Genomic DNA, 15,205 nt, shown 5'->3' with positions numbered 1-15,205 from the left:
GCCATCCCCCAAGAGGTCGTGGACGCCACCCGAGCCCGCTACATAGACGTCTACGAACGCCTGACCGGCCACCGCTGGCGGTCGTAGCGCCAGACCGTAGATCTTTAGTTTTCGCTGCTCAGCACCGGTTTCTGTCGTTTCGTCCGCAGTCTCGCGGCTATGCCGTTCAAGACGGAAGCAATGACGAAGCGAAGTGATGACCATGCCGGAGACAGGCACCGAAGGAGGCCGGACCGGTCCCGCCGAGACCGGCCGGAAGCTCATGGTGCGGACGCTGGAGAAGGCCAGCAGCGCCATAGAGGCGATGACCCACCGCCTGAACGAGGCCGCGGACGGCAACGGAGCCGGAAAGAAGGCGGCGGCGGCCGGTGCGGAGAAGCTCGCCAAGGGCGCGGGCCCCCTGAAGGCGGGCCTCGGCGCGGGCATGGCGGGCGCGAAGGAGAAGGCGAAGGAAGCCGTCGGCTCCGGCGGCGGCGCCGGAAACGCGAAGGTCACCAACATCGTCGAAGAGTTCGACGTGGGGCTGCCACGGCGCGTCGCCTACGACCAGTGGACGCGGTTCACCGACTTCCCGACCTTCACCAAGAAGGTGGAGAGCGTCGAGCAGGAGTCCGACGAGAAGGTGAACTGGCGGGCGAAGATCCTGTGGTCGCACCGGAGCTGGGAATCCACGATCACCGAGCAGGTCCCTGATGAGCGGATCGTCTGGACGTCCAAGGGCCCGCACGGATACGTCGATGGCGCCGTGACCTTCCACGAGCTGGCGCCCACCATGACGCGGGTCCTGCTGGTGGCCGAATACCACCCGGACGGCTTCTTCGAGAAGACCGCGAACCTGTGGCGCGCGCAGGGCCGCCGCCTCCGCCTGGAGTTCAAGAACGTCAAGCGCCACATGATGACGCAGACACTCCTGAACCAGAAGGAGGTCGAGGGCTGGCGCGGCGAGATCCGCGACGGCGAAGTGGTCAAGACCCACGAGGACGCCGTCAAGGAGGAACAGGAATCCGCAGGTCAGGGTAGCCGGGCATAGCCCCGCACCCGAGGGTACGGGGATCCGAACGGCGGATCGGGGGGAAACGATGGGCGACGACGCATCCGGCAATCCGGAACCAGAAGGCCTGACCGGCAAACCCGTGGCTCCGGACAAGAGCCCGCGACCAGGCGAGGGCCCGGACGTCTACCTCGACGTCCCCCTGCTCAAGGTGGACGAGATATCCCTTGAGGTCGAGAACCTGGAAGCGCACGTCTCCCTCGTCGCCCAGGTACTTGACCTGCTGAAGCTGAACGTCGGCGCGGACGTGTTCCTCGGCAGGGTCAAGCTGGACATCAAGGGCGTCGAGGCTCAGGCGCAGCTCAAGGTCCGGCTCGACAACGTGGCCATCATCGTCGACCGCGTCCTGACCACCCTCGACCGCAACCCCGAGATCCTCCAGCACGTCGGCCGCGGCGTGGAGGCGGCGGCCCGCGAAATAGGCACCGGAACCGGCACCGCCGTAGGCGAGGTAGGCAGAGGCGCAAGAGGCGCCGTCCAAGACGTAGGCCGAGGCGCAGGCGGCGCAGTCCAAGACGTAGGCCGAGGCGCAGGCGGCGCAGTCCAGGATGTCGGACGCGGCGCAGGCGGAGCCGTCCAGGACGTAGGCCGAGGCGCAGGCGGCGCAGTCCAGGATGTCGGACGCGGCGCAGGCGGAGCCGTCCAGGACGTAGGCCGAGGCGCAGGCGGCGCGGTAGAGAACGTCGGCGAAGGCGCAGGCGGAGCCGTCCAGGACGTAGGACACGGGGCAGGCGGCGCGGTCCAAGAGGTCGGCCGAGGCACAGGCGGAGCAGTCGAAAACGTCGGCGAAGGTGCAAGCGACGCCGTCCAGGACGTAGGCAAGGGCACCGGACGCGCGGCCGAAAGTGCCGGGCGCGCAACCGAAGACGTGGGCAAAGGCGCAGGTGACGCCGCCAAGAGCACCGGCGAGGGCGCTGGCCAGGTCGCGGAGACCACCGGCAAGGCCACCGAAGGTGCAGGCGACACCGTCCAAAACCTAGGCAAGAGCACCGAAAGCGCAAGCGAGGCAGTCACGGACACGTCCTCAGACGATGCCGTCAAGGAGGACACGGGAGACGACAACGACGCACAGGAAACCAAGTCCGACGACCAGGAGGGCACAGACCTCCAGACCGCACTGCACGGAACCGAAGAGTCCATACGAGACCTCGGCCGGGCCCTGCTCCGGATGTTCTCCCAGCCACCCAGCTCACCGGAAAAGGAGCCGACCGACCATGAGTCATGACGGCCTCCCAGACGCAGAAGTCCGCCGGACGGCCGACATCCTCTTCACAGCCAAGGTGAAGGCCGACGAACTCCGCTTCCACGTGGCCCCCGAAAGCTCGGTCATCTTCACAGGAAACGCCGGCGACGACTCCACGTCTGGCAGCGACCGCGCCAACCTCCCGGACAAGGTCCAGGAGAACACCACCTACCGCGACATCGAAATCCACTACGCCATAGCGGCGAAACTGGACCCCGACGTCCCCTAAAGCCGAACCAGCTACCAGGTGGCGGGGAACATGCGGTGCCTGAGAAGCGCGTCCACCTGCTCGGTGGCGTACTCGAGGTCACCACAGCCCGCGAGGTAACCGCACCTACCGCGCCCAGCCTCGTAGTATCCCCACGCACCACCCGGCGTAGCACGCACCCTAACCACGACCTTGACGTGGTTGCTCGGGCTGAAGGCGAAGACCCACAGGAGCGGCGGCCAAGTGGGGACCTCCTCGACCTGGTAGAGCCTGACGCACCTGTAGCACTTGGACGTGATGGCCCCGTCCAGCAGATCGAGGTAGCGGATCGCCGTGCCTCGCCCGAGCCGCGTCCGCCATCGCAGCACGTACCGTTCGGCCCGGACGTTCAGCGGCCGCAGCGAGCCCATACGACCTTCCCTTCCTCATCGAGCTGCCTGACGCCCCAGTCGTGGACGAGCTGCACCACCAGCAGCAGGCCGCGCCCGCACGTCGCGTCGTGGTCCTCGTCCCGGACGACGGGCAGCCCCGTCCCGTCGTCCCGGACCTCGATGACGACCAGATCGTCACGCTTGTCCTGGAAAACCCGAACCACGATCTGCCCGAATCCGACGTGCTTGTATGCATTTGTAACCAGTTCCGTAACCACGATCCGAGCGACGTAGTCGTCGTCGCACCCCAGCTCACGGAACCGCTTGGCGATATAGCACCGCGCCTCAGCGGGCGCCCGGTCCGTCGGCTCCAGAACCAGCCCCGACCTCCCCGGCGCAAAAGCCCCTGTAGTCATCACCATGCCCCTCGAACGTGTCTGGTTGCTTGCTCGCAATTGAGGCAGCCGACGCTTCCCGGGACCCATCAAGCCCGAAAGAAAGAGAAAACCGACTATCTCTAACTTGATGGCAACTTGAGGGCGCTTGAGTCACCATTGCTGTATGACAGCCTCCCGCCAGCAGGGCAAACGCAACGGTGCGTCCCCCATGCTGATCGCCTTTGGCAAGGCGGTCCGGCGCTACCGCACCGCCACCGGGCTCAGCCAGGAACGGCTGGCCAATAAATTGGGCGTAACAACCCAATATGTATCTTTGGTAGAACTCGGACGCACCCGCTGCCGGTTCGAGTTCGCCACTGCGGCCGACGAGACGCTTGGGGCTGATGGGCAGATTCAGGAGCTCTGGAAAGACCTCGTCATGGACGCGGCCTACCCCACATGGTTCGACTGGCCCACCGTCGAGGCCGAGGCCGTAGAGCTCACGGAGTACAGCCTCACCGTCGTACCTGGCCTTCTACAGACGCCCGCGTATGCAAACGCGATCCTCCACGGAGACAAGGAGGCGGTCGATGCCCGCCTCAAGCGTCAGGAAATCCTCCGCAGGGACCAACCCCCAGCGCTGACCGTTTTGCTGGACGAGGCGGTCTTGTACCGCGAGACCGGCAACAAGGAAATCATGCGCGAGCAGCTTGAATACCTGATCAGCATGGCTGGCCCCAACCTCACCATCCAGATCGTGCCGAACCGCGGCGAGCACGCGGGCAACTCGGGCGCCTTCGTCGTGGCCACGCTTCAGGATCGCTCCGAAGTGGCGTACGTCGAGAGCGGGTATCGTGGACTCACCTTGAGTGAGCCAGACGCCCTGGCTACGATCGCAAAACCCTCCGCGAACTTCGCAGCCTGGCACTGCCGATGGCAGCGAGTATCGACCTGATCCGCAGAATGGTGGAAGAGAGATGGACCTGACTCAGGCTGTGTGGCGCAAGGCCAACCGCAGCACCTCCAACGGCGGCAACTGCGTAGAAGTCGCCAGCATCCCTGAAACCGTAGCCATCCGAGACAGCAAGAACCCCAATGGCCCCAAGCTCTTCCTAAGCCACAACGACTTCCGCCACCTCACTCAAACCCTCAAGAACCTCTAACAACAAGCTGGTTCACAGGACGGGGGTAGAGAAATGGACCTGATCCAAAGCACGTGGCGAAAGTCGTCCTACAGTGGCGCCAACGGCGGCGAGTGCATCGAAGTAGCCCGCACCCCGATCCACTTTAGCGTCCGCGACAGCAAAGACCCTCACGGCCCCAAACTCACCATCAGCCACCACGACTTCCGCCACCTCACCCAGCTTCTCAAGAACCTCTAACAACCAGCTGATTTGCCGCACCGAGGCGAGAAATGGACCTGAGTAACGCTGTGTGGCGCAAGGCGCGTGGGACGACGGAGAACGGCGGCAACTGCGTAGAAGTTGCCAGCCTCCCTGAAACCGTGGCCATTCGCGACAGCAAGAACCCCAATGGCCCCAAGCTCTTCCTTAGCCACAACGACTTCCGCCACCTCACCCAGATCCTCAAGAACCTCTAACCACCAGCTGACTTACCGTACCGAGGCGAGAAATGGACCTGAGTAACGCTGTGGCGCAAGGCACGCAAGAGCGCCGAGAACGGCGGTGACTGCGTGGAGCTTACCTCTGTGAGCAATGTGATCGCCATCCGAGACAGCAAAAACCCCAATGGCCCCAAGCTCGCCCTTAACCACAACGACTTCCGCCACCTCACCCAGACCCTCAAAGACCGCTAGAGGAAAACCGAGTGGCTGGGGCGATAGATAAGAGACGGGCGGAGCTTGCCCGTCGCAGCACCTCAAACGGTAGTTATGGCGCTCGCAACTCTGCTACAGCCTCCACCAGACCAGCGTGTTCTAGCTCATCGAGTACGTCATCCACGGTACCCGGCGGGTTGTTCCGAGTGTCTGCGATCTCTTGAACACATGCCCACACGTTGCGGTCGTCGATGTCGATCTGATCGAGAATGAACTCATCCGGTGTCTTGGCTTCCAGAGCCCAAGGCTGCAGAGCCTCCCTGGGAAAGTCCCTGACATTTGCAGTAACGATGACCTGAGCCCCCGCCTTGATGGCAGCGGCCAGCACGTGGCGGTCGTCTGGGTCCGGCAGTTTTAAGCCCTCGATCAGCGGCTCATAGTCGGTCACTATCGCGTCCGGCACCGCACGGTTCATCAATTGCCGAACCCTGGGTAGTCTCAGCTATGTCCGGCCGCCGAGCGGCGAGGTTCTTGAATACTTCATCCAGGATCTGGTCGGTCCACTTGGCGCGGATCCTGCTGGTCCGCTTCATGGCGATGCGGACGAACAAGTCCCGCATTGTGTTGCCGAACAGTACGTTGGCGTCATAGACCACGACGAAGGCCATGGCTCAGTTACCCAGCTCCTAGCCGAGCACTGACAACTCATCGGCCGCAGCTCGGCGCTCAGCATCATCGCGTCGCTGGTAGTCGAGCAGATCCTCATACCTGATCCGGCGGTGTCGCCCAACCAGCCGATACGGGATCTTGCCGTCTTCCAGCAGGCCGATCAGATAGGGACGGGATACGTTGAGGATGTCGGCCGCCTGCTGGGTGGTCAGCTCAGCCTTGAGAGGCATGACGTTCACTCCCCGGCCCTGGGCAGCCTGGATGAGGATGAACGCGAGCAGGTCAACCACCTCGCGTGGCAGGACCAGGGCGTGCTCACCTGCAAGCTCACCGGTAACTCGGATCTGCTGAGCGTCGGGGTTGCTGGTGAGGTAGTCAGCGATCCGCCGCTTGGCCCGTTTGGCCAGTTCGGCATCGATTGTTCCGGGGCTTAGGCGCTTGGCTTGCACAGTCGTCATGTATGCAGTATCCGCAACATACGCAATAAACGCAACCCTCGTACCGTGGACGGGTCTACCACCGCGCGGCACGGTCCGGGCCAGGCATGCGATCCCCCCAGGAGTCCAGCGACTGGAGCCTTACGCCGGAGACGGTTGGTGAGTGTTGGTGACCGGATGTGGCGGGTGTAGAAGCCGAACGCTGTCTGGAACGGCAGCCGGGGCAGTGGGCGCTTGGCAGGATTGGTGTGGTTCCGGGCGGGCGCGAGCGAGCGGCATGCTTGCAGAATCGGGTGATCGGCTGGATGACCGGGCCCTCGGAAGCGGGTCTATGGGTCGTACTAGTGGGCGCTTTGAGGGGGCGGGTGTGGGGACGCTGTTGAAGCGAGCGAAGTTGGTCGCCTGGGGCGAGCTCGCTGCTTCTTCGGGGTCTGCGGCCAAGGGCCCGTCGCTGCTGGCGAAGGTCGCGTGGAGTGGTCCGGACGATGCGCTTGCGGCGTTGGGTGACCTGCGCTTTCTGCTGTGTCGGGATGGTATAGCGGTTGAGCAGGCGACCGCTGCGGCCGTTCCGCTGTTGTGGGAGTTGACGCAGGCGCCGCAGGTGACCTGTCGGCCTGAGATCCTGCAGTTCCTGCAAGAGATTTGGTGTAGCGACGCCTGGAGCCAGGCCGCAGCCGCCTTGGGGGACTCGCCCGGTTACAGACCGAAGGTGGAGTGGGAACGATCGGCTCACCGGGCCGTTCGCGCCGAAGTAATGGCTGCGCGCCGGTTGACGCAAGATGCCGATCCCGAGGTCGCCCTGGCAGCGCAGTGGCTTGTCTCCGCTCTCGGTGAGGGCTGAGAGCGCCTGGCGGCAGGGCCGAGCTGAGGCAGGCGACCCTGCGTCCATGGAGTCTCCGGCCACCCAAAAGGCCCGGACCGATGACGGTTCCGGGCCTTTGAGGACAACGTCCTGGTTACTCCAAGATCAGGATGCTCTCGTCCGGCGCGTAGAGCGTGTTCTCGGACGGTGGAAGATTGAACCAGCCGGCCTGATCGGTGCAGTTCGGACGCATGATGAGCTTGATCGGCCTGGTGGTCTCGTTATAGAGGGCGCCGACCTTGGTGTGCCCGGCCTGGGACGAGAGGTTATAGCAGGCTCCCGCAGGAGGGTTCTCGATGACGACCCGGTAACCATTGCGCTGGTCGAAAATAAGCTTGCCGGACGCGGCGTTTGCGGGGGTCGGTACAGCGACTGCTCCCGCGACCGTCAGAACTCCGATACCGAGCGCGACTCGTCGCATCTCATCTCCTCGCTGCAAAAAGTGACGGTCAGTGAATTGACCAATTCAGTTTGCAGGCACCATGTCGCCAGCAAAATGGATGATCATTATGGCGTGCGACGAACAACCGGGCAAGCCGGTTTTGTACGGAGGCCGGTCTCGTATCGACGCATTAACGGCTGAGCGAACTCGAACCAGTGAGCTTCGCAGGCTCCGTCGAAGGCCTTCTGCCATCTCGGTTGGTTCCCATCCTGGGGGTGGCCTCAGAGTGGCAGGTGATCTACAGGGAGGCCGGGTACGGGCTCGGCCTGGCCAAACACCGGACGCAATGCGGCACCTGGGTCTGGTTCCACGGAGGCGTCAGCTGGGGCGTCGCCAGCGTCAACGCCGCTTCTGCGGACGGCCGGACGAGCGTGGAGATCGTGCTCGCCTCCGAGCCGAGCTACCCCGAAGCTAAGAAGGCCCAGCTGACCAGGTGCCTGAAGCTGACCGACCGGGCCCTGTGCGCTCATCGATGACGCGGCGGGCACCCATTTAGGTTGGGGCCATGACGACTCTCGCTCAGCTCCGCAAAACCGCCCTCTCGTATCCCGAGACCGTCGAGCAAGCCACCGATTCGGGAAGCGTCGTATTCACGGTGCAGGAGAAGCCGTTCGCGTCGTTGGGCACGGACAAGGTGGTTCAGCTCCGGCTTCCTGCGTCCGATGTGGAGGAGGTTCTTGCAGCTCATCCGACGGCGGAGGCGTTGGGGCGTGGTGCGGCGCCGGGCGGTGTGCGGGTGCCGATCGGGGACATCAATGGGCAGCAGCTCAATCACTGGGTTCGGCGTGCTTGGCTTTCGCAGGCGCCAGAACGGTTGGCGGCGGGGGTGGCCGCTGGGGACGGCGCGCGGCCCGGTGAGGTCGGCGACCTGCCCAAGGGCATTGGAGGGCCCGCCACCCGGGCGCTGGTGGGGGCTGGTATCACCTCGCTCAGTCAGGTCGCAGACCTGACCGATGCCGAGTTGCTGGCCATGCACGGGGTTGGGCCGAAGGCGGTTCGGATTCTTCGCGAGGCGCTGGCCTGAGGCAGCCCGAGTAGACTTCGGGGTGCGGAAGGTTCACTCGGTTGTCCGAGTGTCGTAAGAGGGAACCCGGTGCGAATCCGGGACTGCCCCGCAGCGGTGAGTGGGAACGACCGCCGTCATCACGCACTGGGCCGGAGGGCCTGGGAAGCGACGGTTAGTAGGACGCTTCTTCCGGGAAGCGATGCCCGCGAGTCCGAAGACCTGCCTCCGCCCGCGCGCCGGCCGGTGCGCGGTGGTCTGCGGCCTCGCGGGAAGGTCCGCGGCGTACGATTCGCCGTGCGCTCCTCCCGCGTCCGCCTACGGCACAGCGAGGGAAGCCGCCATGAACACGACGATCCTTGGATATCCCCGAATCGGGCCGCGCCGGGAGCTGAAGTTCGCCACCGAGGACTTCTGGGCCGGACGCATCGACGCCGACGCCCTCAAGGCGAAGGGCGCGGAGCTGCGTGCGGATGGATGGACGAGCCTGCGCGACGCCGGTCTGGACGCGATCCCGTCCAACACCTTCTCCTTCTACGACCAGGTGCTCGACACGAGCGTGCTGGTCGACGCCGTCCCCGACCGGTACCGCCACCTGACGGGGTTCGACCGGTACTTCGCGATGGCGCGCGGTGCGCAGGACGTCCCGCCGCTGGAGATGACGAAGTGGTTCGACACGAACTACCACTACATCGTCCCCGAGCTGGGGCCGGGGACGCGGTTCCGGCTGGCGGACGGCTCCGCCGCCAAGCCGCTGGTCGAGTACCGGGAGGCCAAGGCGCTGGGCATCGAGACCCGGCCGGTTCTCGTCGGGCCGCTCAGCTACCTGCTGCTCGCCAAGCCCGCGGAGGGGGCACCCGGCGACTTCCGGACGCTCGATCTTCTCGACGGGCTCATCGACGTGTACGCCGAGGTGCTGGAACGGCTCGCCGGGTCAGGGGCCGGGTGGGTTCAGCTGGACGAGCCCGCGCTCGTCGCCGACCGCAGTGACGAGGAGATCGCGGCATTCGCTCGTGCGTACGCGCGGCTGGGGCGGTTGACGAGCAGGCCACGGCTGATGGTCGCCACGTACTTCGGCACGATCGGCGCGGACGCGCTGCGCGTGCTGGCCGGGAGCCGCGTCGAGGCGGTCGGGCTGGACTTCGTGGCCGGGCCGGACAACCTTGATGTTCTGGCGTCGGTGGGCGGGCTGCCACGTAAGACGCTCGTCGCGGGTGTCGTGGACGGGCGGAACGTGTGGCGTGCCGACCAGGGGCGGGCGAAGGCCACCTGCGCGGCTCTGCTCGGGCTCGTCGATCAGGTTGTGGTGAGCGCGTCCTGCTCGCTGCTGCATGTGCCGATCGATCTGGACGCCGAGACGTCGCTGGATCCGGGCGTTCGGGGGCGGCTTGCGTTCGCGCGGCAGAAGGTCGCGGAGGTCGTCGCGGTCGGGCGGGCGCTGCGGGAGGACGTTCCCGCGTCGGTCGAGGCGTCGGCGCCGCCTGCGGGAGTCGATCATGGTGTTCGGGCCCGGCTGGAATCGCTTGGTGAGGCGGCGGCCGGGCGCGGTGATCGGGGTGCGCGGTTCGCCGCGCAGCAGGACGAGCTCGGGCTGCCCGCGCTGGCGACGACGACCGTCGGCTCGTTCCCGCAGACCCCCGAGATCCGCCGGATCCGTGCCGACTATCGCGCCGGGCGCGTCACCGCCGACGCCTACACGCGGGCCATGAAGGACGAGATCGCCCGCGTCATCGCGCTGCAGGAGGACCTCGGCCTGGACGTTCTCGTCCACGGCGAGCCCGAACGCAACGACATGGTGCAGTACTTCGCCGAGCAGCTCGACGGGTACGCCACCACCCAGTACGGGTGGGTGCAGTCATACGGGTCGCGGTACGTCCGGCCGCCGATCCTGCACAGCGATGTCGCGCGGCCCCGTCCGATGACGGTGGAGTGGGCGACGTACGCGCAGTCGCTCACCAGCAAGCCGGTCAAGGGCATGCTGACCGGACCCGTCACCATGCTGGCCTGGTCGTTCGTGCGTGACGACCAGCCGCTCGCCGACACCGCCCGGCAGCTCGCGCTCGCGCTGCGGGACGAGATCGCCGACCTGGAGGCGGCCGGGATCCGCGTCATCCAGGTGGACGAGCCCGCGCTGCGCGAGCTGCTGCCGCTGCGGGAGGCGGGCCGTCCGGCCTACATGGAGTGGGCCGTCGCCGCGTTCCACCTCGCGACCTCGGGCGTCGCCGACACGACGCAGATCCACACGCACATGTGCTACTCCGAGTTCGGCGAGATCATCGGGACGATCCGGGCGCTGGACGCCGACGTGACCAGCGTCGAGGCCGCGCGCTCGCACATGGAGCTCGTCGCGGATCTGCGTGACGGCGGGTACGAGAACGGGATCGGGCCCGGCGTCTACGACATCCACTCGCCGCGCGTTCCCGGTGCCGATGAGATCGAGGAGAACCTGCGGCGGGCGCTGCGGGCCGTCGAGCCTGGACGGTTGTGGGTCAATCCGGACTGCGGGCTGAAGACCCGTGCCTATCCGGAGACGGAGGCGTCGCTGCGGAATCTGGTGACGGCGGCGCGGCGGGTCCGTGCCGACGTGACCGGTGTGAGCGGCTGACCCCGGGCAGGCCGATCCCGGGATGTGGACGTCCCGGGGTCGGCCTGGTGCCGATCATGGGTTGCCGTCCGGGCTCAGGGGTTGCCCAGCGTGCGGGGGTCGGTTTCCTTGTCGTCGAGGCTGAGGAGCAGGGTGCGCAGGGTCGCGGCGAGGTCGTCCTGCTGGTGCCTGTCGAGTGCGGCGAGGATGCGCCGTTCGTTGTCGAGGTGGGCGGCGACGGCGCGGTCGATGAGTTCGCGGCCCTCGGGCGTGAGGTCGACGATGACGCTCCGGCGGTTGGCCGGGTCGATGTCGCGCGTGATGTAGCCCTTGGCGACGAGCCGGTCGAGCCGGTTGGTGACGGCGCCCGAGGTCACCATCGAGGAGCGGGCCAGCATGCCGGCGGTCATGCCGCCCGGCGTGCCGCCGCGCCGGAGGGTGGCGAGGACGTCGAACTCGCCTCTCTCCAGGCCGAACTCGGCGAAGAGCGCCTTGAGTTCACGCTCGACGATCCGGGTCACCCGGGACAGGCGGCCGAGGACCCGCATGGGGGATGCGTCCAGGTCCGGGCGGGCGCGACCCCACTGCTCCACGATGCGGTCGACCGCGTCGCGCTCCCGTTCCCGCTCCCGATCCGGCTCCCGGCCCACGATCAAAACCCCTCAACATTGAACTGTTTGACGCCAAGGTATCACCGGCGTACGGTCTTCATCGTTGAAAATTTCAGCATTGAGAGGTTAGCCCGTGCGTCGTTCGAGAATCTCCGCCGTGCTCGTGCTCCCGCTCGTCCTGGCCGCCTTGACGAGCGCCCCCGCCCAAGCCAGCTCCCCCACCCAAGCCGCCGCCCCGGTCCAGGCGGCCGTCGATCGCTTCCCGACCACGATCCCCTTGCCGGACGGGTTCCAGCCCGAGGGGATCGCGACCGGGCCCGGCCCGTTCGCCTACGTCGGCTCCATGGCCGACGGGTCCGTCTACCGCGCCGACCTGCGCACCGGACGCGGCGCGATCATCAGCCGCGGGACCGGCGGGCAGGCACTCGGGATGAAGACGGACGCGCACGGACGGCTGTTCGTGGCGGGCGGCACGGGCGGTGACGCGCGGGTTGTCGACGTCCGGACCGGGCGAGTGCTGGCCTCCTACCGGCTGGCCACCGGGCCGACGTTCGTCAACGACGTCATCCTCACGCGGGATGCCGCCTGGTTCACCGACTCCTTCGCTCCGGTGCTCTACAAGCTGCCGCTGCACGGCGGCGAGCTGCCCGCCGAGGCGGTCCGGATCCCGCTCACCGGCGACCTCGTGTACCGGACCGGGCCCGACGGCGCCGCCTTCAACGCCAACGGCATCACGCCGACCCCGGACGGCCGGGGCCTGATCGTCGTGCAGTCGAACACCGGCGGGCTGTTCCACGTCGACCCGGCGACCGGGACGACCCGCCGCGTGGACCTGCACGGCGAGTCGCTGCCGGACGGCGACGGGCTGCTCCTGCACGGCCGGACGCTGTACGCGGTGCAGAACCGCTTCGACACCGTGGCGGTCGTGCGGCTGAACGCGGCGGGCACGGAAGGCCGCGTCATACGGCGGGTGACCGACAGCCGGTTCGACCTGCCGACGACCGTCGCCGAGTTCGGATCGCGGCTGTATCTGCCCAACATCCGGTTCTTCAGCACGGAGCCGACCCCGCACCTCTCCTACAACGCCGTCGCCATCCCCCGGCCCTGAGCAGCGGGGCGCGTGTCGTATGGCCTGACCGCCGCTCTCCGGGCACGGTCAGGCCACCCGACCCCCTCCTAACTCCGGTCGTCCAGAGCCTCGTAGAGCCGGACGACCTGCTCGCACACCTCCGTGATGTCGGAGGCGGGGAGCTTTCCGGTCTCGCCGGAGCGCGCGCACCAGCGGAACGTCGCGGTCTCGCACCACACCGTCAGGTCGCCGGGGCCGGTGAGCATGCTGACGCCGAGCTCGTCCCTGCGCTGGAGGCGGTCGACGCCGCGCTGGACGAGGAGCTTCTCCAGGTTCCTCATCGCGTGCGGCTCGTCGACCTGCCGGGCGTGGCGGCGGGCGTGGACGGTGCGGGTGACGGGGAGCGCGAACCAGGTGGCCTTGCCGCGGACCGCCGGGTGGCTCAGCCGGGACCTGGACGGATGGTGCCCCCACCGCCCGTCCGCCAGGATCCGGATGATCTCCAGCCCGCGGCCGTGCTCGTGCATGTCACCGGGCGCCTCGCGGCGGCGGCGCCAGTGCCGGAGCGTGTCGAAGGCCTTGATGACCAGCTCGTCGCGGCCGCGCTCGTCGCTGCGCTGATACACCCAGAGTTCCGCGCCGGGCGTCCCGTCGCCGGACGTGGCGTGCTGCAGCACGTTGGTCGCCAGCTCGCTGACCATGATCGCGAGGTCGTGGACGTCGTTGACCGCCAGCCCCAGCGTGGGCAGCAGGCCCCTGACCTGGGATCGTGCCACGGCTGCGATGGAGTCGTCCCCTGGCAGGGGAAGGACGGCGCAGCCACCGTCCTCCAGCCGCCAGGGAATCCCGCACGCGGCCGCGGTCTTCGTCATGACGCCCACTCTCCGAGTATCGCGGAGCCATCATCGCAATTCAGACAATCGCGACATGAACCTCCGTGGTTCGCGACTCGCTATGTGTGAATCACAGATCCAAGCTTCGCACATCCCGGCGACCGAAACCGGCTACACGACCAAGGTTCTCCTTCTACAAATGAGACGTTCACCGATACGCCCGAAGCCGCACAGAACGCGCCCGCGCGGAGGGGCGGATGCGCGTACCGGCGGGCACGCGACGGCTCGGCCTCCGCGCTGTAACGTGGACGGCGCCTGAGAGAGGGCCGCACACACGCAGATCCCCCAGGGGTGCAGCCCTGGGGGATCTGGTGTGCGGCCCGGCCTCCGCCCCGGAGCCGGTCCGCTGGTCTCGCCGAGTGCGGTCCCTTACGCGAGGATCACCTGGTCGGTGGGCGGTCCGTGCGCCAGGTCAGCGGTCGTAGCGGCCGGCCCTGACGTCGTCCAGGAACGTGGCGAACACCGACCGGGGGACGACGTGCGCACCGGCCTCCGGCGTCTTGCTGTCCCGCAGCCCGGTGGCCGTCTCGAGGTCGGCGACCTCGACGCAGCCGCCGTTGCTGCTCGCGCTCGCGGTGGCCTTGAACCACCGTGCCTGAGAGAGGTTCATATCGCTTCATCTCCAGGTAGTTCTTACTCCGGAGCTAGCCCTCCGGAGCCTTACTCCAGCGTCGCGATGAGTTTCTCCAGGTGCTCCGCGGTGTCGGCGGTGCTCAGCGCCGCCGCGCGGATCTGCTCGAAGATCCGGTCATAGGCCTCCACTTTGCCGGGGGTGTCGATCTGCTGGATGTCGGCGTCGTTCTCCAGGAAGACCACGGGCGGCTCGTCCCCCGGGAAACGGAAGATGTTGACCAGCGTCGACATGCCGGGGTGCAGGCCGTCCGACAGGCGGAGCAGCCGCAGCTCGACGTTCGGGCGGCCGGACGCGGTCAGCAGATGGCGGAGCTGGGCGCGGCGGTCGCCCTCGTCGCCCCACTCGTACATCAGGGAAGCCTCGGTGATCAGGGCGATGAGCTGCGGCGCCGTGCCGTCCGTGCGGTCGAGGATCTGCTGGCGCCGCAGCCGCGCCCGCAGCGCCTGCTCGCGCCACTCCGGCGACTTCGTCCCGGACGACAGCAGGGCCTGCATGTACGGCAGCGTCTGCAGCAGGCCCGGCAGGACCAGCGGCATGATGACCCGGATGCTGGACGCGTCGCCCTCGTAGCCGGGGAACTCGTTGTCGAACACGTCCGGGTAATCGCGCCACCAGGCACGCTGCCGGGCCTTCGTGGCGAGTTCCTCCAGCTCGTCGAGGTCGCTGCCGTCGTAGATGCGCGCGAGGTCGCGGATGTCGCTGAGCTCGGGCCGCACCCAGGTGTTGGCCTCGAACCGGCCGACCTTGCCGCGGCCCCAGTTCAGCCGGTCGCACACCTGGTTGGCCGTGTATCCCGCCTCGACGCGCAGGTCCCTCAGACGGCGTGCCAGCCCCCGCTTGGCGATGGTGGCTCCGTAGGCCTCGTTCAACGGAACCACCTCCCTTGACAGACGACCGCCATCAGCATACGCCTTCCGAATTTGTGAATCACAGATTCAGCGCCGAATCGGCATACCCGGATCGGAACCCCGGTC

At 67.1% G+C, this 15,205-nt stretch carries 24 protein-coding genes and 1 riboswitch; of the genes, 13 read left to right on the top strand and 11 right to left on the bottom strand.

The window, feature by feature from the left end:
- On the bottom strand, positions 1-204 hold a 204-nt coding region (locus tag E1264_RS44440), incomplete at its 3' end, for a hypothetical protein (protein WP_207935705.1).
- Here E1264_RS44440 and E1264_RS04140 point away from each other — a divergent pair.
- Genes E1264_RS04140 through E1264_RS04130 form a run of 3 tightly spaced genes read left to right on the top strand, consistent with a single transcriptional unit; the run spans position 203 to position 2,523 of the window.
- On the top strand, positions 203-1,030 hold the full coding sequence (locus E1264_RS04140; RefSeq protein ID WP_243710736.1) for an SRPBCC family protein: 828 nt from the start codon (positions 203-205) through the stop codon (positions 1,028-1,030). The two genes, E1264_RS44440 and E1264_RS04140, sit on opposite strands and share 2 nt — an antisense overlap.
- Before the next feature lie 49 nt (positions 1,031-1,079).
- Positions 1,080-2,276 (top strand): hypothetical protein, encoded by a 1,197-nt coding sequence (locus E1264_RS45860; RefSeq protein ID WP_207935704.1) that lies wholly within the window; start codon positions 1,080-1,082, stop codon positions 2,274-2,276.
- Entirely contained in the window at positions 2,266-2,523 is a 258-nt protein-coding gene (locus tag E1264_RS04130) for a hypothetical protein (protein ID WP_132169696.1), read from the top strand. Before E1264_RS45860 ends, E1264_RS04130 begins: the two co-directional genes overlap by 11 nt.
- A gap of 11 nt (positions 2,524-2,534) precedes the next feature.
- Here the strand turns inward: E1264_RS04130 and E1264_RS04125 are convergent, their stop codons facing one another.
- Entirely contained in the window at positions 2,535-2,912 is a 378-nt protein-coding gene (locus tag E1264_RS04125; RefSeq protein WP_132169694.1) for a hypothetical protein, read from the bottom strand.
- Complete coding sequence (locus E1264_RS04120; RefSeq protein WP_165963977.1) at positions 2,891-3,289, bottom strand: ATP-binding protein; 399 nt, start codon at positions 3,287-3,289, stop codon at positions 2,891-2,893. Before E1264_RS04120 ends, E1264_RS04125 begins: the two co-directional genes overlap by 22 nt.
- Positions 3,290-3,434: 145 nt before the next feature.
- Here E1264_RS04120 and E1264_RS04115 point away from each other — a divergent pair, with 145 nt between their 5' ends.
- From E1264_RS04115 to E1264_RS45100, 5 genes are all read left to right on the top strand, one after another.
- Positions 3,435-4,205 (top strand): helix-turn-helix transcriptional regulator, encoded by a 771-nt coding sequence (locus E1264_RS04115; protein WP_243710735.1) that lies wholly within the window; start codon positions 3,435-3,437, stop codon positions 4,203-4,205.
- Between the two features lie 22 nt (positions 4,206-4,227).
- A complete protein-coding gene (locus E1264_RS04110; protein WP_132169690.1) occupies positions 4,228-4,413 on the top strand; it encodes a DUF397 domain-containing protein in 186 nt (61 codons plus the stop codon).
- 33 nt (positions 4,414-4,446) lie between these two features.
- Positions 4,447-4,632: a DUF397 domain-containing protein gene (locus E1264_RS04105; protein WP_132169688.1), complete on the top strand. Its 186-nt coding sequence runs from the start codon at positions 4,447-4,449 to the stop codon at positions 4,630-4,632.
- 32 nt (positions 4,633-4,664) lie between these two features.
- A complete protein-coding gene (locus E1264_RS04100; RefSeq protein ID WP_132169686.1) occupies positions 4,665-4,850 on the top strand; it encodes a DUF397 domain-containing protein in 186 nt (61 codons plus the stop codon).
- Positions 4,851-4,958: 108 nt separating this feature from the next.
- The gene (locus E1264_RS45100) at positions 4,959-5,066 is read left to right on the top strand and encodes a DUF397 domain-containing protein (protein ID WP_243710734.1); all 108 of its coding nucleotides are present in this window, start codon (positions 4,959-4,961) and stop codon (positions 5,064-5,066) included.
- A 73-nt stretch (positions 5,067-5,139) separates the two neighbouring features.
- Here E1264_RS45100 and E1264_RS45095 read toward each other — a convergent pair whose 3' ends face one another.
- From E1264_RS45095 to E1264_RS04085, 3 genes are read right to left on the bottom strand one after another with little or no spacing between them, the layout of a single operon-like run.
- Complete coding sequence (locus E1264_RS45095; RefSeq protein WP_243710733.1) at positions 5,140-5,475, bottom strand: PIN domain-containing protein; 336 nt, start codon at positions 5,473-5,475, stop codon at positions 5,140-5,142.
- The gene (locus E1264_RS45090) at positions 5,462-5,695 is read right to left on the bottom strand and encodes a hypothetical protein (protein WP_243710732.1); all 234 of its coding nucleotides are present in this window, start codon (positions 5,693-5,695) and stop codon (positions 5,462-5,464) included. The genes E1264_RS45095 and E1264_RS45090 overlap by 14 nt, the downstream gene beginning before the upstream one ends.
- 18 nt (positions 5,696-5,713) lie before the next feature.
- Positions 5,714-6,154 (bottom strand): helix-turn-helix domain-containing protein, encoded by a 441-nt coding sequence (locus E1264_RS04085; protein ID WP_132169682.1) that lies wholly within the window; start codon positions 6,152-6,154, stop codon positions 5,714-5,716.
- A 346-nt stretch (positions 6,155-6,500) separates the two neighbouring features.
- Here E1264_RS04085 and E1264_RS04080 point away from each other — a divergent pair, with 346 nt between their 5' ends.
- The gene (locus tag E1264_RS04080; RefSeq protein ID WP_132169680.1) at positions 6,501-6,974 is read left to right on the top strand and encodes a hypothetical protein; all 474 of its coding nucleotides are present in this window, start codon (positions 6,501-6,503) and stop codon (positions 6,972-6,974) included.
- A 115-nt stretch (positions 6,975-7,089) separates the two neighbouring features.
- Here E1264_RS04080 and E1264_RS04075 read toward each other — a convergent pair whose 3' ends face one another.
- Positions 7,090-7,416: a hypothetical protein gene (locus tag E1264_RS04075; RefSeq protein ID WP_132169678.1), complete on the bottom strand. Its 327-nt coding sequence runs from the start codon at positions 7,414-7,416 to the stop codon at positions 7,090-7,092.
- 236 nt (positions 7,417-7,652) lie between these two features.
- On the opposite strand from E1264_RS04075, the gene E1264_RS04070 reads away from it, so the two are divergent.
- The 3 genes from E1264_RS04070 to metE all read left to right on the top strand — a co-directional run bounded on the left by E1264_RS04070 (position 7,653) and on the right by metE (position 11,045).
- Positions 7,653-7,913 (top strand): hypothetical protein, encoded by a 261-nt coding sequence (locus E1264_RS04070; RefSeq protein WP_132169676.1) that lies wholly within the window; start codon positions 7,653-7,655, stop codon positions 7,911-7,913.
- Positions 7,914-7,942: 29 nt separating this feature from the next.
- A complete protein-coding gene (locus tag E1264_RS04065; protein ID WP_132169674.1) occupies positions 7,943-8,461 on the top strand; it encodes a hypothetical protein in 519 nt (172 codons plus the stop codon).
- 12 nt (positions 8,462-8,473) lie between these two features.
- Positions 8,474-8,685: riboswitch (cobalamin riboswitch) on the top strand.
- 98 nt (positions 8,686-8,783) lie between these two features.
- Positions 8,784-11,045 carry a 5-methyltetrahydropteroyltriglutamate--homocysteine S-methyltransferase gene (gene metE, locus E1264_RS04060; RefSeq protein ID WP_132169672.1) on the top strand — a complete coding sequence of 754 codons (2,262 nt, stop codon included), beginning with the start codon at positions 8,784-8,786 and terminating at the stop codon, positions 11,043-11,045.
- Between the two features lie 74 nt (positions 11,046-11,119).
- Here metE and E1264_RS04055 read toward each other — a convergent pair whose 3' ends face one another.
- A complete protein-coding gene (locus E1264_RS04055) occupies positions 11,120-11,674 on the bottom strand; it encodes a MarR family transcriptional regulator (RefSeq protein WP_243710731.1) in 555 nt (184 codons plus the stop codon).
- Positions 11,675-11,792: 118 nt separating this feature from the next.
- On the opposite strand from E1264_RS04055, the gene E1264_RS04050 reads away from it, so the two are divergent.
- Positions 11,793-12,743 carry a superoxide dismutase gene (locus tag E1264_RS04050; RefSeq protein WP_243710730.1) on the top strand — a complete coding sequence of 317 codons (951 nt, stop codon included), beginning with the start codon at positions 11,793-11,795 and terminating at the stop codon, positions 12,741-12,743.
- Positions 12,744-12,811: 68 nt separating this feature from the next.
- Here E1264_RS04050 and E1264_RS04045 read toward each other — a convergent pair whose 3' ends face one another.
- The 3 genes from E1264_RS04045 to E1264_RS04035 form a co-directional block, all read right to left on the bottom strand.
- Positions 12,812-13,576 (bottom strand): hypothetical protein, encoded by a 765-nt coding sequence (locus E1264_RS04045; protein WP_132169671.1) that lies wholly within the window; start codon positions 13,574-13,576, stop codon positions 12,812-12,814.
- 433 nt (positions 13,577-14,009) lie between these two features.
- Positions 14,010-14,207, bottom strand: coding sequence for a DUF397 domain-containing protein (locus E1264_RS04040; RefSeq protein WP_132169669.1), 198 nt, complete (start codon positions 14,205-14,207; stop codon positions 14,010-14,012).
- 50 nt (positions 14,208-14,257) lie between these two features.
- Positions 14,258-15,100 carry a helix-turn-helix transcriptional regulator gene (locus E1264_RS04035; RefSeq protein WP_132169667.1) on the bottom strand — a complete coding sequence of 281 codons (843 nt, stop codon included), beginning with the start codon at positions 15,098-15,100 and terminating at the stop codon, positions 14,258-14,260.
- Positions 15,101-15,205: the final 105 nt, after the last annotated feature.

It is taken from the genome of Actinomadura sp. KC216 (assembly GCF_004348535.1).
In the GTDB taxonomy this organism is placed as follows: domain Bacteria; phylum Actinomycetota; class Actinomycetes; order Streptosporangiales; family Streptosporangiaceae; genus Spirillospora.
This window is presented reverse-complemented; position numbering and strand designations above follow the sequence as displayed.